Below are 22,339 nucleotides of genomic sequence, written 5' to 3'. Positions count from 1 at the left end.
TGTTGGCAGGGTTACGCAAGGTGGTGGATGGCTTACAGGATCTGGGCCGTGGGCGTTTGTCCGGCCGTGGGTCATCTGGGTGGTTTGGTCGATTCATACTGCAGCGCGAGCGCGCCCAGATGGCGCAGGGGCTGTCGACAGCGTGGAGGACCGAGCAGAAGGATGATGCGGGCAGACCGGTAGCTTTCCTTTGGTGACACCATCGCTGTGTCAGACCAGTTGAGCGAACTTGATGATAGGCGGCCAGCCATTCTGCTGATAGGGGTCAGAGCCCAAAAACCAAAGGTTGGGGCTATCGCTGGTGCTGCACCGAGCGCCGCCTTGCTAGTGTGCCGCATGGATGATGAGTTGGCTGGCGATGCTGATTTAGACTCCTGATCCCGCTGGAGCTATGGTCCGTACAGGTGTGAATTGTTCTTTCGATGTCGGAGACAGACGGACGGTTGTTGGTCGTGAGGGCCCAGTTTTCGCGGGGCTGGAATTTGGTGGATTTTTTGATGTACCTCAGAGGGTATCTATAAAAAAATCAGCTGGTTATGGCTTTCAGTGGAATCGAATCGGGACTTGGAGAGGATCCAGTGAGAGCTACGCCCACCCGCTTTGAAAGATAGGTGAGGAACGACAGAAAACGACCCATAGCGGTCATTCGGGATCGGTAGAACCGATCCATCGCTACCCTTTAAGCACAGCTGCAATCGGCCAGAGCGTAAAAATATCAAAATGCCGTAGGACTGCGTCGTTTAAAAGCGTCGGTGCCTACACATGGCCACGAAAATACTTTACGCTGCGAGAAATACCGCGTGAATGAGAAACATGGACGATCGGTTAACTCATAGCATCTATCACCTTGCTTTTTCCCGGCCCAAAGACGGTCATCCAGAGATTGCCTATGCCAATGCGGAAAAGGCTGGAGACCGGTTGAGGTCGGAGATACTAAATCTCATTAATGAAGAGCGTGATTTTAAGGAGTTGATGGCTGGGTATCAAGTCATTGGAGCCTCAAGAAATTTTGTAAGCCCTGAGATTATCGCTGCCTGGATGTCGTCCTGCGTTCAGAAAAACTACGGACGAGACTTTGCGGCCGACCTTGCAAACTACCTAAAAAATGATTCATTCCAGGCCTATGGAATCGTTCTGCTTGCCGGTATTGAGGTAGAGCAAACTATCAATCTCGGAAAATTTGGATCATTGACGAGCATTTATCGACTGCCCAACAAAGCACTTCAGCTCTCACTCAGTGAATCGCTAGATGAGAACGCATTGGCGCCTCAGTATTCAGCCGCTCTAGTTGTACCGTTTACACATCCTTTGCTTGTAGGGCAAGCTAGGCTTGGTGAGCAGCCTAAAGTCGCTAGCGACCTGCTCCAGGTTTTAGAGGATGTCGTACACTGCCTGGCGCTGTGCAGCGAGGGATCAATTGCCGTGCAAAGAATTGCCACTGCCATCGTAGCGGCCGATGAGGTTCCCTGCTTTGGACCGGCAGTATGGGAGTATCATTCGTTTCACGTTGTATCTGAAATATCGACACTCTCCGAAGAAGATGTAAAAAACGCTGTTGCTTTACTGACTAATCTCTACCACCTGGATGAACGACAGAAAAATCATATTAGGCTTCCACTCGGTAAGCTTCACGGTTTTTATAGTTGTAATAATATTTCTGAGGCAGCGGTGTTACTACGAACCTCGTTAGAGTCGCTATTTCTTGATAATGACAGCGGAGAACTTTCACACAGGCTGTCCATCAGGGCTGCTTTGTTATCTGGGGGGGCGATTGAGGAAAGGCTAGCAACATATCGCATGATTAAGAAGGCTTACGAGCATGGATCTGCGGCTGTTCATCGAGGTAAAATCAGTAGTAAGAAACCCGACGAAGTGCGACTGGTTCTAGAAAAAGCTGCCGCACTGGCAAAACATGCTATAAAAATGTATTTATCCAACCCGTTTGATGATTGGCTAACTTTAGAATTAGGGGGGGTTAGCTCCAAGTCTGCATTCGCGGATAAAAGATAACCGTTCTTGATCAAAGCTAACTGGTCACGGTCACCCCAAAAGCCAGTCAGTAGCTCTAAAAACCAAGAGTAATCTACCATGCTATCAATAGAAGATCAGGAATTTATAACAAATGAAATGAAAATTTCGCTAGCAAGCATTAACTCAAAATTCAGTGAGCACGCACTATTGCTGCATATAGATCAACTTGAATCTGCGATTTCTTTTTTCATAAGTGCAATTCGCACTCAAAATAAATCAGGATATTTTTACAACAGAAGCACATTTCAGCCAAGTCCAGCTGAAGTAGAAATTAATAATTATAGCGTCAAGTTATCTGAAGATCTTCCGAACACTGAGGCAGCGTCTATTCTTGAGTCATTGAGGCATGCATTTTCCTCATTTGCCCGCAACGGTCTTCATGAGTTATTTACATGCCAAGAAAATGAGGGGTGGCATCCTAAAGTAATCCTAAACGAAGAATTAAGACCGAACGACATCAAGACCCTTCCACACCTGATTACGCTATATAGAGGCACAGATATTGCCGAGCACAATTCATCGAGCTATGGGCAGTCGTGGAGTACGGACAAAGAAATTGCCTATCTTTTTGCGTTTAAGCATTACGTGGATCAACCTTGGTTTAAAGCGAGCCAAAGAGTGATCTTGAAAACTAAGATCTCAAAAGAGCATGCGTACTTTTCCAATCAGTCAGGCGAGTGTGAGGTTGTTATTAACGCCAGAGAAATTTCACATGTCGAAATAGCCTAGCCATCCACATAAATCGCACTGTTGTGACATAGCCCTACCTTAAAGATCTTATCGCATGGAGGCCATGTATGAGTGGCATTGTTTCTCGAATCAACCAAGGAAGATATGACTCTGAGCGAAGCCTACTGAATCTACGCGACAATGCCCTTAATAAGTCCAGAATTGATGTTCTTGACGCGGTAAATCAACGCCTTAAAAAGTGCCATCCAAAAATTTACGAGCGACTCGTTGGGCCGCTTTATGAGCGCAAGAGAGATAAAAAATTCAATTGCTACTGTAATAACCCGCAGAGCCTGTACGGCATTTATCAGGACATCATAAATGACGACGTACATTTTCATTCGTTAATGTGTGATGAGTGCTGGCAGAAGGATATTGCCAAAACTTGGGGTTACTATGGCTGGACAAGTAAATTAATCCCCCAGAAGACATGGCACGCTTTGTGTGAAAAACGTGCGCATGAAAACTTTGTTGAGTGAATTTACCTCAAATATAGGGGATGATCTGAGGACATTCGCTGTACTCCACGTAGGGCAGTTCTGAGTCGAAAGCGGCCATTCCCGGAAGGCCGCAATCGGCCAAAAGCAGCCACATAGCTTTGATGACCTATGTGGCTGCTCATCACTGCACTCGCAATGGCCAATTCAGCAATCGGCTACATCTCAACCCTGATCGCTCACTGTGGACGCAGCCAACTCTAGAAGCCATGACTCAACATCCTCACGATCAACGTGCCACACTTGCATGTTATCTCCCGCCATAAACCCTAAGTCACTAAGCACTTCTTTCTCACTCTCTTGAATATCTACCCCAAAACTTTCATAGGCAACGACAAATTGGCCCTGGTCGAATCGAACTGATAGTTGCAAGGGCACTTCATCTTTTGTGAGTGAAACGTAGAAACACGGCTCCGACTCAGAGCCACTGACCTCTGAATAATACAGCAACTCAAAAGTCTCAAGCTTGCCTATATCAGCTTTCAGCTTGTGGTAGAGCGCATAACTGAAAAGCTCAGCATGCATGCCGTTCATCTGAGTCTTACTCAGCAGGTAAATCTGGTCAGTTGCTTGGTCAAATCGGACGCAGCGAGATCGGCAATAAGCCAAAGCCTGTGGCGTTTGGATAAGTGCTTCAACCCATGGATCCAGCTTCGTTGCGCCCTCAATTAAAGTACTTAGTTGCGCCACGAGATTAACAGCAGGATCAATGTAGTCAAGAAGCTGCCTTAGAAGCCCTCTGCGAGTAAATGCATACTCACCCGCTCCCCTTAACAAACGCTTCCAGCTGGCTGTGTCGGTAGATGAATTTACTAATAGTGAATAGTTTCTGCCGTTTGGTAGCAAGTAATCGCCAACGCAGAGCAAGGCACGCTCCCAAATGAAATCAGGCAACGCCCTCAAGCCTCTCTCGTCAAACATGGTGGACGCTTTGGCAAGGTACTTTTGAAACCTTTCTTGCGCCTCTCGATGCTGTCGGTCGCTCCAGTCTTGAAGCTGAGCACCAGTCTCAATACCGCAAAAGCTGAGCAGGAACTCTATCTGGCCACGAAAGTAGCCATGTGCCTCCGCACGATAGATACACTCTGACCAACCAGCATCCGCCCGGATCAGTTGAGCTTTCAGCCTTTCCTCTTCGATTTGTTGTTTTAAAAAACCGGAAACCGTCGAGTCCGCATCAGCAAAATACCCAAGTATGTCTTTCGAGCCAAGCAGCAGTTCGTGCAGGCCGCTCATGCTTCTCTGGAGATCTTCTGTACGGTTGTACTCAGTGTTCTCTGCGAGATTGAATGCGACTCGCATCCAGTCTTGGAGATGCGCGACCTCATATGCATTTTCATTGAGTCGCAAGAATAATACATAAGCGGAAAGCTGAATTATCTCAGTGTAAGAAAGTGACTTTTTGGAAATGGCTATCTTCTGAAAGAATGCACGCTCATCGAAAGGATGATTCTCAGGCAAATGTGCTTTAAACCCTTCATTGCCGCCACTCCAAGCGTCGAGTAACGCAATAACAGACCGCGTGAAATCCTCATCCAGCCAGTTTCTCGCATGGAAATCACTGTAGCTTGGTACGCGCTCACTCTGCCGCAAGCGCTCTATGTCCTCCAAATACTGGTCGCTTTCCGGACTCCTGGTGACTAGGGCAACGGCTCGAAATACGCTCATAATGGCGCTGTCGAACTGATTGTTTGACTTGTCACGAACGGCCCAAAAAAGGTCTGCCCACGCATTATCCATGCGCCAGGCAACGTACTCTGCAACAGAGTGTGTTACCCCTGCGAATTCGTATGAACGGCTCGCAAACTGCGATTTCAACTCGCGCTCATAGCGGGCCTTGAAGGTTTCAAATGGCGTAAGCGGTTTTCCGCGCGAGTTCATCTTGATATACAAGTCGTCGGAGAGGCCGAAATTCTCTAAGTCAAGTAACTGAAAAGTAATAGCCGGTTGACGCTCGCTGACTAACCGTTCAAACAGATCAGCGGTAGAGGAGAAACGAACATGGATGGCATCCAGCATGAACAGCGCAGATTGAATAGTGGGATCTAAACGCCAGCTACGGAAATACCAAGGCTGATCAGTAATCAAGGCGCTGAGCGAAGCAACATCCGCTGCGTCCTCACCCGGCAGAAAACTGACGAGAGCATCAAAAAACTCGTTACTGCTGGGACGCACGCTATAGAAAAAGCGTGACTTACTCCCGACTATGAGCATATCGGAGAAGCGTTCCCATTCCCCATCAACCCAAGCCAAATACCAATGCAAAAGAAAGAGCGTCGTTAATCGTTGCTGACCGTCAAGCGGCAAAAACCGTGTGGTCTCACTCCCCTCAATACTGCCGTAGATGAAGTCGAGATTGAATGGTAGCGAGGGATCATCCGCTGGCTTATCCAGAGCACCCTTGATCGCGTGAAGAAACTCTTGGCGCACCTCTTCTTCCTCTGGGCGGCCTTGCGCATAGTCACGCTGAATTATGGGAATACAAACCCTGCCATGGCGATCCAGCAGCTGCTTGAAATTAATCCGGCTATCCAATGCACTCATTGTCCACGCTCCGTGTTTCCACCGAAGAAATCAGCTAACGTATTGTTCATCACTTCAAGGTAACCATTACTGTCCTCTTCGCTCCAGAACATCATGTTGTTGACTTCTGGGCTGTAACACTTGAGAAACACGTTACGGGTACACAAAGGCACAAAAATACCCGCCTGATCCAACTGCAAAATTCTCTGCCGTTTCACGGCAAAAACCGCATTTTTATAGCTCTTGTTGGTGTATTCATCGAGCAGGGCTAGATTGGCGATGCTGTGATCGGCTGCCTCGTCAAGGCTCTCATTGAAATTGGCGAGAACCTTGTCATACAGTGGGTCAAAAATATCGTTGCTAGCATCGATCTGAGGCAGCGCCAGAAACGTTTTGATGCCATCTTGAAGCTCCGGCTCAGCGCTGCTCGACTCAAGGTAGCTCAGGCAATTGCCCAACCATTTGACTCGCTCATGATGACGCTCAGGCTTATCGCCCGTAATGGAGCGGACATGTTCAATGTTCCAGCTCGCACCTTTAAAACTATCGAACTGAAAACGAAGGTTCGACTGAGTATTTTGCAGAAGTGTTGCCACATTGAATAACAGTAGAAGTGACTTAATTCTGAGAGATGGGTACTTGAGGGTGTCCAGCCTATCGGCTATCTGCTCACGAACTTCCTGATTGCCCAATGGCCAGGCCACACTCGCACTAATTGATTTGGCAAAAATCTCTTGTCGAAGCCGTTCTTGAAATCCGCTTTTAGAGCAGTTGCATGACAACTCACGAATAGTATTTATTGCGACATTCTCACTGACCAGATAACCAATCATGTGGAAAAGCACGCGATCCTCATACCACTCCTCAAGCAATAGAAAAGCCTGTTTTATTTTGCGCCATTCAGTTTCAAGACTGACATCTGGCTGCTTCAATCGCGTGCCAAAGGCAAAAAATACACCATAAGGATCATGCTTGAAGGCTTCAGGAATACCTTCAGCGCTGGCCACCAGTTCGAACAATAAGCCGATGCGGTTCTGCGCACGATCACGGTCGTTACTGACGAAGTACCAGAACGCATCTGCCTGGAGTGCTTTCTCCATGTGGTCCCACTCGTAGGCAATCTGAGTTTGCAGATTGAGGTACTCGGACTGTTCGCCACTGGAGCGTTTTAAGAATAAGGCACGAATCAGCTCGTCATTGGTCAGCGGAATCTTCCCGACGTTAAGCCGGGTAAACACATCTACCGGGTGCTCGGTCTCTGCAATCTCGTACCAAATGACCTTAGCCTTTCCCTGAAACGAAGCTTTGATTTCCTCAAACTCGTCATCCTTATCAGCAAACCAGTCCTCGATGGCATCCATGGCCATTTTCAAATGAAAGAAATCCACATTCTTATCGGCCAGCTCTACAGTAGGCTCGTCAAGAAATTTCAGTAGCTCTGGCCTTGTTTCGTATTCGAGACTAAACACCGGTTGCCGGAATCTTTGGGTAAGCCGCTCATTGAAATGGCGCAGGATTAGCATCAGGGTAGTAAGGCGTTGCTGACCATCTACCACCTCATAACCACCCTCTTCGCAGACACGCATCACCAGCGGCTGCAAGCAGTAAAAGTCTTCAGGCTGAGGATTACGGCGCTTGGTGAATTCCCGGATATCCTCCAGCAGTTGCGTCACCTGCAACGGCGTCCAGCGGTAGCCGCGTTGGTAGGCAGCAATAAAATAGCGCTGAGGTTTCCCTTCTCCATCCAGCCGCAATTCGTTGACAGTCTTTAAGGTGATGGCCTGTTCGGTCATATCAGTGGGGTCCTTCCAGTAGGCAGGTCTTGCTTAGCGACTTAAGATGGGCTTTCGAGGCGTGCGAGCCATTAGCCAGCTAACCCTATCCACTTTGGAGGCATCAAGCCAGCATGGCTATGCATACAGGTAAAATTTCGGTGCCTACGTACAGGCGCTTAGTGTGAATGCTAAAAACCATGCCCTGAAGCACTGAGAAATATAGAACGACCAGAGACTACTAGGTTGAGCGCCTCCCGCGTGGTCAGAGTCCGCTATATTGGGTCGATTGCTGTCAGTCGTGCCTATCAAAATCAGATACTCGCTTAGAGGTTAAACACCCATGTTTTTTGTAGACGACAGGCGAGCAGCCGTACGGTCAGCAAATAGTAATACTGCGTCGCCTCGCTGCGTCGTCGTAGGCGATGCTCAAGAAACCAATCCATATGCTTTTTATGCCAAGCCCAAGGCGTCTGTCGCTGCCAGCGATCTGCGATTTCAGCTTGGATGATTTTCGCCTGACGTACATGGCGTTGCCGGGTTGCGTGCGAGCCGGTCAGAACGGCAGACAAAAACAACTCTATGTCGAATGGCTTACTCATGCCCGCCCACCAATGTAGGCCGCGATCACGTCGATCCGACCATGCCCCAGTTCATAGCTGATTTGGCTTCGGGCCTCACGATCAAGGTGCCAATCTAGCCGGTAACATTGGCCGCCGTTGATAGGCGCAGAGTGCTGGGTGATCTGCTCATAGCGCTCACATGCGTACGCCGCGCGGAGCTCATGGAAGCCCCTGAGGTGGTGTTCATGCAGGATGGCCCGCGCAGGGCGAATGATTTCTTGCAGAACATTCAGATAGCTTTCGTGTGGCGCAATTAGATTGCGACTACCTACAGGCGAAACCTGCCGTGCGAATCCAAGCGCACCTCGAACATGGTCGCCCACCGCAATCCAGCGGGGTGCCGAGGCCCCGGCGCGGCCGCCCTTGGTACCATACTGAATGTTAATCCTGCCTAGCTCATTAGCCTCACGGCTAAGCCGTGGCAGGTCAGCCAAGATGGCCTCACGCAAGCGCATGCCGGTGGCTCGCGCTAACAGAACAATCGCAGCGGCTCGCAGCTGATGATGCCGGCAAAGCGCATCGACGATCTGTTTAACCTGTTCGCGATCTTGTCCCTGCGGCACCGAGTGACGAACCCCGCTGCGCTGCATACCCAACGCCTTGCTCGGACTTGGCAACCTCACGTACTGATCACCGCGAAGCGCCGCCATGGTCCTGTTAACGCTGGATAGGCGGTTTTGTGCGGTGCTGACAGCAAGGTCACCGCGCCTAGCCATGTCGCGTAGATACGCCGCATAGTCCACCAACACCTTCCGATCAATCTGCCGCGCATCATTGATAGCCGGCCCGTGTTCTGAGCGGCACCACTTCACGAATGCCTGCCACCGATCACAGTGTGCCTTCACCGTGCCGTAATGGCCGCCGCCGAACATGTCTTTCAACGCCTGCGGGCCTGCATAACTCAGTTGCCTGCCATAGCCGAAATTGCGGCCATCCCGCCTACCTACCAATGCCATGTCGATCACCTCATCGCCTGTTCTCCGATCCTCGCCCCACGTCATCCCGCCAAGAATGTTGAGTGTTATCAGGGATCAAGGCCCCTGCGACCTGTGGGGATGTCCTCTAACGCGGGACTGGCGACTCCTTACGACCAAGAGCAAGGGCATCTCATGATCTGGCCTCCTGAGCACCGTTACCGGTGGGCGGGTGGAGGCTGCATTGGCTGACGAGACCAGTGCCGCGAGATCCTGAGCCAGGTGCAAGCAGCAATGCGATGACCGGGGCATATCTGACTGTTAGTCAGGTGCAGTCCATTCCTGGTCTGCGGCACCATCATCTGCATGGCTGTTGCTGGTGACATCGGCGTCTGTCACGCCAATTGTCACGAGTGGAGTCGCCGCAAAGCCAAGTGCGATGAGGGCTGCAGCAGTGCTAGAAGCGCCCGTCTCTTTCCAGGAAAGAGACGGGCGCAGGTTGGCGCAAGATTCGGCCAAGCGGATAGGTTGCTGCAGGGCAGCGAAGTAGGAGGTGTTGTCTGGCGGACGAGGGCCAAGATGTGAAGTAGGCATCCATCACCGGAAAGGTGAGCGGGCGAGCTGCCGGACGCGAATCGCCATTTGGGGGGAGAACCACCGCAGGAGCGGCGTGACCTCGAAGGTTCGGGTCACCTGGGGTTCTGTCATCGACAGCGCTTGCACGGCCAGTTCTACGCCTGTGGATAAACCAGGTCAAGGGTCGAAATTCACCGCTACTTGGGACGTGAAAAGCGGTTATCCATCGGTGGAATTCCGTGGTAAACCCCGGACAACGTCGTGGCTTTTAGCTTTTCAAAGTGAGGTCCATCCAAACAGGGCGGCTTTGCAGCCTTGTTTGGATGGACCCGCGTGAAAGAGCAGCCAGCGCCAATCTTGCAGGCTCACCCGCGATTGAATGCGCCATGGCCATTTGGCAAGGCTGTGACGTTGTCGCCTACCGGATGGGCAAACTCATGCGGAGTGACATGGCCCGATCTGTTGGCATCGATGTAGTTACTCCACCAAGCCATGATCAACCGACGCTGCTCCAGAAATTGGGCCTTGTGGATATACGCGGCGCGCACGCGGTTACGCTCCTGATGGCTCATCTGCCGCTCAATCGCCGCGTCCGTCCATAGCTCTGATTCGAGCAAGGCACTACAAGCCATGGTCCTGAAACCATGCCCACACACGTCCTTGGTGGTGTCGTAGCCCATATTGCGCAGCACCTGGTTAACCGTATTCTCCGACAAGGGCTTCCAGTACCTGTGATCACCGGGCAATACGAGTTCAGAGAAGCGATTCAAGCTGCGCAGTCGCTCAAGGATCTCGATGACTTGAGGCGACAGCGGCACTATCTGAATGTCTCCACTCATCTTGGTCCCTCGTGTGGAATAGCGGACCCCTTCAATCGGCTTACGGGTATCGGGGATCTCCCACATCGCACGCTGCAGGTCGAATTCATCCCACCGGGCGAAGCGCAGTTCGCTGGAGCGCACGAACACATGCAGCGTCAGCAGCACTGCAAGCCGGGTCAGCTCGCGACCGGTGTAGTTGTCGATTCGATCCAACAGTTCAGGAAGGCGGTTTAGCGAGAGTGCAGGACGGTGCACGGTACGCGGCGCTTGAATCGAGCCGGCCAGATCGAGCGCCGGGTTTTGATTTATCTGCCGCGCCCGCTTCGCGCCCCGCATGATCGTGGATAGATAGTTCTGCACACGCAGGGCTACATCCATGGTGCCGCGACCCTTGATCCGCTGAGTGACCTCAAACAGATCGTGGGTGTCGAGCTCGGCAATCGGCCGCTGGCCAATCAGTGGAAACACATGGGTACGCAACCTGCTCAGCACCGTCTTGGCGTGGCCCTCAGTCCAGCGACGGGACATTTCGACATGCCACTCCAGAGCGACGGTTTCAAACAAAAGACTCGCCCGCTGAGCTGCAATCTTGGCCTTCTGCTTTTCTTCCATCGGATCAAGGTTGTCGAGCAACAGAGCCTTGGCCTCATCGCGCTTGGTCCTCGCGACGGCTAATGAAACGATGGGGTACTTGCCGATGATCAGCGTGCCTTCATTGCCGCTGGGTTTGAAATACCGCAGCCGCCAAGTCTTCGAGCCACAGGGCGTGACGTAAAGGTACATACCCCCGCCGTCGAACAATTTGTTGGCCCGATCACGCGGTTTTGCCGTGCGGCATTTGAGGTCGCTGAGCGGAATGGCAAGACGTGGCATAGGGGTACGTTCTCCGTTCAGGAAAGAAGCTGTACCCCAAAAATACCCTCGGTTATTGGGGATTTTGTTGGTTCCCGACGGAGGGTCGTGGAAACGAAAAACCGGCCATAAGGCCGGTTTAGAGGGCTTCCAAAGCATTCAGCGGAATGCAGTGGAGCTGGATGTGGTGCGGAGACAGACGGACGGTTGTTGGCCGTGAGGGCCCGGTTTTCGCGGGGCTGGAATTGGGTGGATTTTTTGATGTACCTCATAGGGTATCTACAAGCAAATCAGCTAGTTATGGCTTTCTGTGGAATCGAATCGGAAATTGCGGAGGCTCCTACGAGAGTTACGTCCACCTACCTCAAGTGTTAGGTGAGATACGACAGAAAACGCCCCATGGCTGCCGGTGGCTAGGCTCTTTTACGAAAAGAGATGTCGCAACCACCGCATGGAACAAGTCAAGGAGACCATGGCGGCATCTCGCGAACTTGTCGAAGCGCGTGACCGGACCCTTGCTCTACCAATACACCCGAGCCAAGATCGGGGCTTTCGCATGGAAGAAACACCCAATGACCGCTTTGATCAGAAAACGCTTTGCTGAGCTCGAACAGCAGTTAGAGGCATTACAAAATAGCGCCGTCCGCAGATCCAACGCGTTTACGGAGAGAGCTGAAATGCATGTGTCTCCCGAGCTAATTCTCAACTGGAACGTCAAAGCCAAATCCTTGATGGCTCGTGTTTGCGGCGTTGACTCGGCGCACTTGAAAATGTATGCGGAAGCCGATACGGAAGGGATGTATGAATCAAACGTAGATCGTCTAAATCGTCTCAAAGCAGTTTTCCTAGCGGCAAAGGAGGACTTTGAAGGTGGATACCTAAGCTCGCTACGCAATATTGTCCAGGCGGAAGTGTTCTCTAACGAGCTTGAGCAAGCCGAGGAGTTACTCAAGAGTGGCTATCGAACTGCAGCGGCGGTAATCGCAGGGGTGGTCCTCGAGACAGCACTGCGTGACCTATGCACAACGCACGGCATTGAACACGGTACTCTGAACAGAATGAACGATGACCTAGCCAAGGCCGGCGCATACAACGCAAACCAGAAAAAGCAGATCACCTCACTCTCGGCAATCCGAAATAGTGCAGCTCACGGCAAACCTGAGGAGTTCACGGAGGATCAGGTGAGAGGCATGATCGACGACGTGCAGCGCTTCCTACTAGCACACCAGTAGGCGTTTTTGGCCTAGGCGGCGAGGTACTCCCTCACCTTTTACGCTCGGGGCCTTACCAGGGGGCGACCAAAGTGATGCACCCTCACCCAGCCCTTTCGATACCGGTCGCAGGAGTGCCCTGGGGTATTTCCTAAAGTGAGGTTGTATCCATTTATGAATGGACAGGACGATGTGGCTAAAGCTGAACGGATGTCTGTGGGAGGGGGCCGGCGAGATGTGAACAAAGGTCCTCGCTTCTCCGTAGGAGCGAGGAGTGGTGATGATCACTATTCCTGCCGCCACAAGATGCGCTCAGGATTGGGCACATCTGCGGGCCTACGAGATGCTTTCAGCTTGAGGACATTGCCTAAGGCTAGCCAACCTCTGCGAAACTACCAATAGTGGTCGACTCAACTGCCTCCGTTGATTTCGCACCAAGTCGAGACGACAGCCCAGCAAGCCTGGTTTGTCTGCATTAGAGAGTTTGGCTGCTGGAGTGGAAAACCAGACGGCTAGGATGGGTTGAATTTCGCCCGAAGATATGGCTATTTGACATCAACCTCAATCAAGGATGAAATACCATGCCCGCTAAGAGAAAAATCCCCTACGCCCATCACCTGCCTAGCTGGAGTTTCGATGGCGGCAACCGCGAAGCATTGAAAGCGAGCCGCCGAGTCGCGCCAGATGAGTACCAGGAAGAGATGAAGGGAAGCCTATTCTGCCCAGGCTGCTATACAAACGTCGAACGAACGCCTAAGGAAAAGGACATCTTCGCTAACCAGCGCGAACCTTTCTACCGCCACCTTAAGCGCTGGCAACACATCGCGTGCATGCTTCGGGCGAAAAAACCAGTAGGCAAGCGGTATGACACATGGGAAGAGGCTAAGCGGGCAATTGAGCATGAACACTTGGCGATAGTGAAGGAGTTTCTGCAGGAGAAACCAGAGGCCATATTGATCCCGGGTCATGAATATGACGAAACGCCCGTCGAGGACATTGAAGGACCTCTTTCGCACCCCCCCATTGGAAGGCACCAAGGGGAATCCTTCGAACTACCGAGCACCATTACCACGATTGCAGGAATGTGCCGGAACTTTGAAAAAAACAAGGACAAGTACTTTTTCCTACCGATGGCCACGCACGCAGTGAAGCTGGCAGAGCTCCTTACAGATGTGACTGATATTCAATACGATGTTTTGGAAGGGCCTCGCGCCCCACGATTGTACTACGGGAAGATAATCAGTAGCTATAACGCTGGCAAGTACGACCATTCCACCCGCATGACAAAGCTTGCTTGTAACCCCGCTGTGAAAGACTTTTACGTGAAACTCCCCAACGGCTTCTGCAGAGACAAAGGGATTACTGACGAATCTAAAGGTCGCATCGTGATGTTTTTCGGGACGATCGTAGAAAGCGGCATAGGCTTAGCTGCGACCGATCTGGCTTGGGGCGAGATTGCACTTGTACCTGCCAAGTACAATGAGTTGTTAATACCTGAGTGATGGATTTCCACTTTGAGGTCCAAACCTCTTACCACAAGCAGGCACTCCTAGAGCTCCGATTCGGGCCTCCCGGCCTGACTGGTACTACCTGCGCCTGACAGCAGGTCAGAGCAAGCGTAAGTGGTTAACCTCTGAGCCATCGGATCGGGAGTCGCTACCCGCAGGCGACACTCGCCGTGCAGACCCAAATGCACCTCGAACATGGTCGTCCACCGCAATCCAACGTGGTGCCGAAGTCCAAACAAGAGAAGGGGAATCCACCATAAGATCCCCAGTAGAAAACTAGCGCACACCGTCCAGCAAGGAAAGACAACTTATTATGACTGGCCAATTGCCATGTCGCGACAAAGCAGCTAGCATACCTAAGTAAAAAATCCGATGCACGAACAAACAGAAAAAACAAACAAGCTTAACCCCAGCATACAATACAAATCCGAAACAACAAAAATCAGTGATGACATGAACTATCAAATTCCATGGAAATTGCAAGAAGCAGTAAGGAATAACAAATTAGTCCTATTTATTGGGGCTGGTGCATCTCGCTCCGCAGGGTTACCTTCGTGGATCGAAATAGTTAAAAAAGTTTTATCTAGACCTGGCATAACTAAATCGCAAGCCTATCTGCAAGCTCTTGAAGCTGAGGTTGTAGAGCCTCTATTTATTCTTGACGCACTGAAACCATTACATCAAAAAGAAATTTATGAGACCTTTGAAGAACACACTATAAACCCCATAGACTCTGATCTCCACAAATCACTCGGGAAACTATCAGGGAAATTCATAACTACCAACTACGACAAACTAATCGAGCACAACACCAAGGCAAAGTACATAGACGCCTCCAGCAAGTTCCATCTTCAGAAACTGGATAGTGCGGAAGAATTTATTCTAAAAATTCATGGAACGAGCGACATAATTGACCAAAGTGTAATATTCACCTCTGATTACGAGGAACTTTATGGAGAAAATTCTGGACTTGCGAAATTCCAACTTCAAAAAATTATAACTACTCACACTTGCTTATTTATTGGATTTAGCTTAACAGACCCTTACGTAGTTGAATTATTCAACCGTTTAGACGACCTATATCAAGAGATGAGTACCACACACTTTGCGCTTTCAACAAAAAATCTAGAGCATGCTTTTGTTGAAACCGTAATATTGAAATCGCACGACGATCTCCCAGCATTTATCTCGCAACTAGTGTCGCTGAAGGAAATAGCAAAACCCAATATCTCACTGCAATCACAGGAGGTAGCTACAACCGATTTAATTCCCCCTCCCGCAGAAAGCAATGAAATAAAATTCGTAATTCGCCAAGATGCCCCCCCCAAGGTAGAAAATTGGACAGGTAGAATTGATGAACTTAAAGCTTTGGGTATGGACCACCGTGCTTGCTTTATTACAGGTATCGGCGGCCAAGGCAAGTCAGCACTAGCAGCCAAGTTCCTATCAGACACTGACCGAGGCCTTTACAAATACTGCGACTGGAGAGACTTTAAAGAAGAGGAGTTAAATTTCCAATCAAAACTTTACGGGCTAATAGAATTAGTTTCCGAAGGCACCATAAACATAAGCTCATTAAACGGCCTAGACACACCCGTCCTAATTGAGGCATTCTTCAAATACCTAGACAACCAAGTAGGGATATTTGTCTTCGACAACATTGACAAGTACATTGACCTAGAGCGTTTTACCCCTGCCGGTGACATGGCATTATTTTTCGACAAGGTAATGGCATATCCACATTCGTCTAGATTTATTTTTACGTGTCGGCCTTTCATCCACTATGCAGGCGTCGGATCACATCAGATCAGACTCGAAGGGTTAACCGTATATGACACTAAAGAGCTCATACTGAAATACCACCCTCGGATCAATGATGCTGAGGGGGACAGAATGGCTGCAAGACTTCATATGTGTACTAAGGGGCACCCACTGTGGATGGCTCTTGTACTGGCTCAATCCCGAACCAATCCAAAAGATATAGACACTATACTTGAGAAACTAGAACGACAAGGGGTTACCGAATCCGACAATAATGTTTCCACCCTTATCTCAGAAAAAATACTTGAAAACCTGTGGAGTGGGCTAAAGGATAGAGAGAAAGTAATATTAAGGACACTTTCGATATCTGGGCTGGCCGAGTCAGAGGACGCAATCAAAAAAATCCTTGATAAAAAACTTAACCACAACCAACTCACACGAGCTATAAAATCCTTAAAGGCCCTAAACTTAGTTGTCACAAAAAAAGACGAAGGCTATCTTGAACTCCACCCCCTGGTCCGAGAGTTCATAATTCACAACTACGGAAAAGAAGACCAAGAAAGCTACGTGGGACTATATGTTAGTTATCTAGACGGTTTCATTTTCTTACTAAGAAAAAAATTTGGATCAGTGCTAGAGCCGGACGACATTGATCACATCTTAAAAAAAATAGAAATCTTAATTAATGCCAGAAAAACCCAAGAAGCCATCGATGACCTCCGCACAGTTTCAGGATCGCTTCTGATTTCAGGTTATATGGAAGATTACATTAGACTTTCCGATATGCTACTGGACAGCTTGTCTTGGAGTAGTCGAAAGCTTAGTGAACTTAAAGGATTCAAAGACTTTGCCGTAACGTTCTTTTTAAAATCAAGCGAGGCAGGACGCTTAGATCTATTTGACAAACAAATGGGTCGATACATGTCAGTTTTCAAGACCGCAGATATCTATATGATTTTGGCAAAATCTGTGCTATGCCACAAATTCTGGATAATTGGAGACTACGAGTCGGCAATACGCGAAGGAAAGAGCGCCTCAGACCTGATTGACATATTGGAAGACAAAGATATATGGGCTGGGAAACACACATATAATTTAGCTCTTCGCGACTCTGGAAGCCCAGATAAAATATATGAATCACTTCACTTTTTCTGCGATGGCAAAACCGTCGATCAGCTAATATCAGAAACTGAAGATAACAATTCAGCCACAAAATATGGAAACGTTGCACGATGCCTAACATATTTAGGGGACAAGGACAAAGGAATCAAATTGCTATGCAAGTCATACAGGGTACTTGAGAAAGAATCCGACAACTACGCCGACAAACACAATCTTGGTTACGCCGCAAAATGGATTGGTGAGTTTTTACAGGCTGAAGGAAGAAATAGAGAATCGATTTATTTCTTCAGCTATGCGTATAATCTTTGGCGAAGTGATATGCCTGGCGAAGCAAATAAAATATCGCACCATGTTCGCACTATTGCAAAAAGCATTGACCATGAATCAATAACAAGCTTAGAAATCTGGCAAATAAAAAAATATTGCAATGACTGGGTATCTAAGTACAGCAGCACCGATTAACAGAATTTAGCTGAAAGCATCAACTGCTTACCGGCCATTTAAAAGTCCAAAATTAAAACCAGATTATCACTGTGATTGTCTGGTTTTTTATAGGCCGTCCTAAAATGAGATTCAGACTCCAAAAAATATAATCACTTTCTTCGCTACTGACAGCTACACAGTTCATTTTCTCACACTCCTGAAAACGGGGATTTTCAGTTGGGTATTATCTGCACTCTCATTACCAAAACGCACAACTGTTGCCACGCCATGCCACCATGAATGCTGAGGGTTATCAGGGTTCAAGGCCCCTATTATCTGCGGGGGTTTCCTCTGCAAGAATGCGATTCCTTATGACCGGGAACTTGAGGAGCTCATTATTTGGCGTACTGAGCACCGTTACCGCTGGGCGAGTGCCGCGAGATGCTGCACCAAGTCTAAGCCGCAATGCGATAAGCTGTTATAGCCACGCTTTGACGCCATGCTCAGCATGATAGTAATGGCGATTACTCACTTGCAGCCCTGCGTAGCTCAACTGCCTGCCATAACCGAAATTGCGACCATCGCGTCTGCCTACCAATGCCATGTCGTTCACCTCATCTGCCGTTCTACGGTCCTCGCCCCACGTCATCCCGCCAAGAATGTTGAGTGTTATCAGGGATCAAGGCCCCTGCGACCTGTGGGGAATGTCCTCTACGCGGGACTGGCGGCTCCTTACGTCCGGGAGCAAGGGCATCTCATGATCTGGCCTCCTGAACACCGTTACCGGTGGGCGGGTGGAGGCAGCAATGGCTGACGAGACCAGTGCCTGAAGATCCTGAGCCGGGTGCAAGCAACAATGCGATGACCGGGGCATGCCTGACTGTCAGTCAGGTGCAGTCCATTCCTTGGTCTGCGGCACCATCATCTACAGCGCTGTTGCTGGTGACATCGGCGTTTGTCACGCCGATTGTCACGAGGGGGAGTGCCGCAAAGCCATATGCGACGAGGGCTGCAGCAATATTAGAAGCGCCCGTCTCTTTCCACAGAAAGAGACGGGCGCAGGTTGGCGCAATAGTCGGCCAAGCGTATAGGTTGCTGCAGGGCAGCACAGTACCGTGTAGCTGGCGCACTAGGGCCATATGTGTAAGAGCATCCATCACTGGGGGGGTGACCGGGCGAGCTGCCGGATGCGAATCGCCCTTGGGGAGAACCACCGCGGGAGCGGCGTGACCTTTAAGATTCGGGCCACCTGGGGTGCTGTCATCGACAGCGCTTGCACGGCCAGTTCTACGCCTGTGGATAAACCCGGTCAAGGGTCGAAATTCAGCGCTAGTTGGGACGTGAAAGGCGGTTATCCACCGGTGGAATTCCGTGGTAAACCCCGGACAACTTCGTGGCTTTTAGCTTTTCAAAGTGAGGTCCATTCAAACAGGGCGGCTTTGCAGCCCTGTTTGAATGGACCCGCGTGAAAGAGCAGCCAGCGCCGATCTTGCAGGCTCACCCGCGATTGAATGCGCCATGGCCATTTGGCAAGGCGGTGACGTTATCGCCTACCGGATGGGCAAACTCATGCGGAGTGATATGGCCCGATCTGTTGGCATCGATGTAGTTACTCCACCACGCCATGATCAACCGACGCTGCTCCAGAAATTGGGCCTTGTGGATGTACGCAGCGCGCACGCGGTTACGCTCCTGATGGCTCATCTGCCGCTCAATCGCCGCGTCCGTCCACAGCCCCGATTCGAGCAAGGCGCTACAGGCCATGGTCCTGAAACCATGCCCGCACACGTCCTTGGTGGTGTCGTAGCCCATATTGCGCAGCACCTGGTTAACCGTATTCTCCGACAAGGGTTTCCAGTACCTGTGGTCACCGGGCAACACCAGTTCAGAGAACCGATTCAAGCTGCGCAGCCGTTCAAGGATCTCGATGACTTGAGGCGACAGCGGCACTATCTGAATGTCCCCACTCATCTTGGTCCCGCGTGTGGAATAGCGGACGCCTTCAATCGGCTTGCGGGTATCGGGGATCTCCCACATTGCCCGCTGCAGATCGAATTCATCCCATCGTGCAAAGCGCAGTTCGCTGGAGCGCACGAACACATGCAGCGTCAGTAGCACTGCGAGCCGGGTCAGCTCGCGACCGGTGTAGTTGTCGATTCGATCCAACAGTTCAGGAAGGCGGTTCAGCGAGAGCGCAGGACGGTGCACGGTACGCGGCGCTTGAATCGAGCCGGCCAGATCAAGCGCTGGATTTTGAGTGATCTGCCGCGCCCGCTTCGCTCCCCGCATGATCGTGGATAGATAGTTCTGCACACGCAGCGCTACATCCATGGTGCCGCGATTCTTGATCCGCTGGGTGACCTCAAGGAGATCATGGGTGTCGAGTTCAGCGATAGGCCGCTGGCCGATCAGTGGAAATACATGCGTGCGCAACCTGCTAAGCACCGTCTTGGCATGGCTCTCAGTCCAGCGCCGGGACATTTCGACGTGCCACTCCAGGGCAACGGTTTCAAAAAGAAGGCTCGCACGCTGGGCAGCGATCTTGGCCTTCTGCTTTTCTTCCATCGGATCAAGGTTATCGAGCAACAAGGCCTTGGCCTCATCACGCTTGGTCCTCGCAACGGCCAATGAAACGATGGGGTATTTGCCGATGATCAGCGTGCCTTCCTTGCCGTTGGGTTTGAAATACCGCAGCCGCCAAGTCTTCGAGCCACAGGGCGTGACGTAAAGGTACATACCCCCGCCGTCGAACAATTTGTAGGCCCGATCACGCGGTTTTGCCGTGCGGCATTTGAGGTCGCTGAGCGGAATGGCTAGGCGTGGCATAGGGGTACGTTCTCCATTCAGGAAAGACGCTGTACCCCAAAAATACCCCCGGTTATTGGGGATTTTGTTGGTTCCCGACGGAGGGTCGTGGAAACGAAAAACCGGCCAGAAGGCCGGTTTAGAGGGCTTCCAAAGCATTCAGCGGAATGCAGTGGAGCTGGATGTGGTGCCGGAGACAGGAATCGAACCTGCGACCTTCGCGTTACGAGTGCGCTGCTCTACCGACTGAGCTACACCGGCGTGTAGCGCAACGTACCACTGCCACGCCTGCCGCGTAAACCCCTGTTTCTCCGGCCTTTATCCCCCTGCCCTCACGACGCCGTGCAGCCCTTCGGCGCGAGGTCTTCATCGATGTCGGTGGTGCAGCGCCAGCCGGTGGTCGAGCGGGTAAGAGTCAGGCTTTTGCCGGCCATGTTGGCCGGGGCTTCGACCAGGGCGCAGACCAGGCTGCCAGTGCCGTCGGCGGCGGTGCCGCTGGCGGTGATGGCGCAGTTGCTGGTGGTCGGCTGGCCGCCGAGTTCGGTGACGTTGGTGACGTTCTTGCCTTCGTTCAGGCGCAGGTCCATGGCGGTTTTCAGTGCGCTGATTTCCAGCAGGCCGGCGGCGGCCTGGGTGCGTGACTGATGGTTGGTGTACATCGGGATGGCGATGGTCGCCAGGATGCCGATGATCGCAACGACGATCATCAATTCGATCAGGGTAATACCGCGTTGCCCTTTCATGAACGATTTCCTTAATTGATACGTGTACGCGTGGAGGTCAGGCTCGGCTCCAGCTGGCAGCGGCGCAGTAGGCCTGAACAGACACCTTTTGTCACCCCTGCGCCGCTGGACTTCGCCTTCGCCGAACTACTCTAGTGAGCAACAGGGACACGCGCTCGGTCTTGGGCGGGGCAAGCTGTTTCCAGGCTTGTCGCACTGGCAGAAAAGGACATTTTGCATGCAGCACTCCACGCATCTCTACAGCTGGCGGGGCATCGATGCCCATGGGGCGAAAGTTGGCGGACAAGTCAGTGGGCGCAGCCCGGCGTATGCGCGGGCGGGCCTGCAGCGGCAGGGCATCGAGGTGCTGAGCTTGCGACCGGCTGGCGGGGTTGCATGGCGCTTGCCGAAGGCGCGGCACAAGGCAGAACCGGCCAGTTTCAGTCGGCAACTGGCGACGTTGCTCAAGGCGGGAGTGCCTTTGTTGCAGGCCTTTGCGGTGATGGGGCGCAGTGGGTGTTCGGCGGGGCAGGCGCAGGTGCTGGAGAAGTTGAAACGGGATGTGAGCGCGGGCATGGGGCTGGCGGATGCGTTGCAGCGGCATCCGGCGTGGTTTGATGGGTTGTATTGCAACTTGATTCGCGTGGGCGAGCAGTCTGGCACGCTCGACCGGCAGTTGGAGGAGTTGGCGGGGTTGCTGGAACAGCGCCAGCTGCTGCTCAAGCGGGTGCGCAAGGCGATGTTGTATCCATTATTGCTGTTGCTGACCGGGGTGGGCGTTTCGGCCGTATTGCTGCTGGAGGTGATTCCGCGCTTTGAAAGCCTGTTCGCCGGGTTCGATTCGCAACTGCCCGGCTTTACTCAATGGGTGATCGATTTATCCACAGGGCTCGGACGCGTGGCACCGCTTTTGTTGGTTTTGATCGTCGGGGGTGGGATGGGGTTGGCGAGACTGTTCAAAACGCATGCGGCATCGCGCTTGTGGATAACCCGGCAGGCGTTACGTCTGCCGGTGTTTGGCAGGCTGCTCAGCCAAGCCGCCCTGGCGCGCTTCGCGCGGACGCTGGCCACATCCTATGCAGCCGGGGTGCCGTTGCTGGATGCATTGGGCACGGTGGCCAAGGCCTGCGGTGACGCTGTGCATGAACAGGCGGTGCAGCGCCTGCGCCAGCGCATGGCATTGGGGCAGGCGCTGCACCAGGCGATGGCGGAGGATGGCGTGTTCGCGCCGTTGTTGGTGCAGCTGACGGCCATTGGTGAATCGAGCGGCACGTTGGACACGATGCTGGCCAAGTCGGCCAGCCACTACGAAGAACAGGTCAGCCAGACGCTCGATCAATTGACCAGCCTGCTGGAGCCCGCGATCGTGCTGATCCTCGGGGTGCTGGTCGGGGGCTTGGTGGTGGCGATGTATCTGCCGATCTTTCAGTTGGGAAGTTTGCTCTGATC

14 protein-coding genes, 1 tRNA gene and 1 pseudogene are annotated in these 22,339 nt (G+C 51.6%); 7 read left to right on the top strand and 9 right to left on the bottom strand.

The features are described from left to right. The first annotated feature begins 813 nt into the window (after positions 1-813). From ACLEJW_RS00245 to ACLEJW_RS00235, 3 genes are all read left to right on the top strand, one after another. Entirely contained in the window at positions 814-2,010 is a 1,197-nt protein-coding gene (locus ACLEJW_RS00245; RefSeq protein ID WP_440776817.1) for a hypothetical protein, read from the top strand. Positions 2,011-2,088: 78 nt separating this feature from the next. Then, the gene (locus ACLEJW_RS00240; RefSeq protein ID WP_440776816.1) at positions 2,089-2,760 is read left to right on the top strand and encodes a hypothetical protein; all 672 of its coding nucleotides are present in this window, start codon (positions 2,089-2,091) and stop codon (positions 2,758-2,760) included. A 68-nt stretch (positions 2,761-2,828) separates the two neighbouring features. Continuing rightward, complete coding sequence (locus ACLEJW_RS00235; RefSeq protein WP_440776815.1) at positions 2,829-3,239, top strand: hypothetical protein; 411 nt, start codon at positions 2,829-2,831, stop codon at positions 3,237-3,239. A gap of 183 nt (positions 3,240-3,422) precedes the next feature. On the opposite strand, the gene ACLEJW_RS00230 is transcribed toward ACLEJW_RS00235, so the two are convergent. From ACLEJW_RS00230 to ACLEJW_RS00210, 5 genes are all read right to left on the bottom strand, one after another. After that, entirely contained in the window at positions 3,423-5,801 is a 2,379-nt protein-coding gene (locus ACLEJW_RS00230; protein ID WP_440776814.1) for a DUF262 domain-containing protein, read from the bottom strand. After that, complete coding sequence (locus ACLEJW_RS00225) at positions 5,798-7,573, bottom strand: DUF262 domain-containing protein (protein ID WP_440776813.1); 1,776 nt, start codon at positions 7,571-7,573, stop codon at positions 5,798-5,800. The genes ACLEJW_RS00230 and ACLEJW_RS00225 overlap by 4 nt, the downstream gene beginning before the upstream one ends. Positions 7,574-7,878: 305 nt before the next feature. After that, on the bottom strand, positions 7,879-8,154 hold the full coding sequence (locus ACLEJW_RS00220; RefSeq protein ID WP_440776812.1) for a hypothetical protein: 276 nt from the start codon (positions 8,152-8,154) through the stop codon (positions 7,879-7,881). Next, positions 8,151-9,131, bottom strand: a complete 981-nt coding sequence (locus tag ACLEJW_RS00215) for an integrase domain-containing protein (protein WP_440776811.1) — start codon at positions 9,129-9,131, stop codon at positions 8,151-8,153. Before ACLEJW_RS00215 ends, ACLEJW_RS00220 begins: the two co-directional genes overlap by 4 nt. Positions 9,132-10,030: 899 nt before the next feature. Beyond that, on the bottom strand, positions 10,031-11,359 hold the full coding sequence (locus ACLEJW_RS00210) for a tyrosine-type recombinase/integrase (protein ID WP_440776810.1): 1,329 nt from the start codon (positions 11,357-11,359) through the stop codon (positions 10,031-10,033). A gap of 551 nt (positions 11,360-11,910) precedes the next feature. Here ACLEJW_RS00210 and ACLEJW_RS00205 point away from each other — a divergent pair. From ACLEJW_RS00205 to ACLEJW_RS00195, 3 genes are all read left to right on the top strand, one after another. Then, complete coding sequence (locus ACLEJW_RS00205) at positions 11,911-12,570, top strand: DUF4145 domain-containing protein (RefSeq protein ID WP_440776809.1); 660 nt, start codon at positions 11,911-11,913, stop codon at positions 12,568-12,570. 560 nt (positions 12,571-13,130) lie between these two features. Further along, positions 13,131-14,051, top strand: coding sequence for a hypothetical protein (locus ACLEJW_RS00200; protein ID WP_440776808.1), 921 nt, complete (start codon positions 13,131-13,133; stop codon positions 14,049-14,051). Between the two features lie 378 nt (positions 14,052-14,429). Further along, positions 14,430-17,402, top strand: coding sequence for an SIR2 family protein (locus ACLEJW_RS00195; protein WP_440776807.1), 2,973 nt, complete (start codon positions 14,430-14,432; stop codon positions 17,400-17,402). Between the two features lie 493 nt (positions 17,403-17,895). Here ACLEJW_RS00195 and ACLEJW_RS00190 read toward each other — a convergent pair. From ACLEJW_RS00190 to ACLEJW_RS00175, 4 genes and pseudogenes are all read right to left on the bottom strand, one after another. Further along, a pseudogene (locus tag ACLEJW_RS00190) lies at positions 17,896-17,967 on the bottom strand (integrase); the annotation flags it as partial. An 893-nt stretch (positions 17,968-18,860) separates the two neighbouring features. Then, complete coding sequence (locus ACLEJW_RS00185; RefSeq protein WP_254466570.1) at positions 18,861-20,189, bottom strand: tyrosine-type recombinase/integrase; 1,329 nt, start codon at positions 20,187-20,189, stop codon at positions 18,861-18,863. 164 nt (positions 20,190-20,353) lie between these two features. Beyond that, positions 20,354-20,429, bottom strand: a tRNA-Thr gene (locus tag ACLEJW_RS00180). Between the two features lie 71 nt (positions 20,430-20,500). Beyond that, positions 20,501-20,911 carry a pilin gene (locus tag ACLEJW_RS00175; RefSeq protein WP_145191532.1) on the bottom strand — a complete coding sequence of 137 codons (411 nt, stop codon included), beginning with the start codon at positions 20,909-20,911 and terminating at the stop codon, positions 20,501-20,503. Between the two features lie 217 nt (positions 20,912-21,128). Here ACLEJW_RS00175 and ACLEJW_RS00170 point away from each other — a divergent pair, with 217 nt between their 5' ends. Continuing rightward, entirely contained in the window at positions 21,129-22,337 is a 1,209-nt protein-coding gene (locus tag ACLEJW_RS00170; RefSeq protein WP_440776970.1) for a type II secretion system F family protein, read from the top strand. Positions 22,338-22,339: the final 2 nt, after the last annotated feature.

It is taken from the genome of Pseudomonas sp. SMSB3, from assembly GCF_052041965.1.
Lineage (GTDB): Bacteria > Pseudomonadota > Gammaproteobacteria > Pseudomonadales > Pseudomonadaceae > Aquipseudomonas.
The sequence above is the reverse complement of the archived record's forward strand: the minus strand, read 5'-3'. Positions and strand labels throughout refer to the sequence as shown.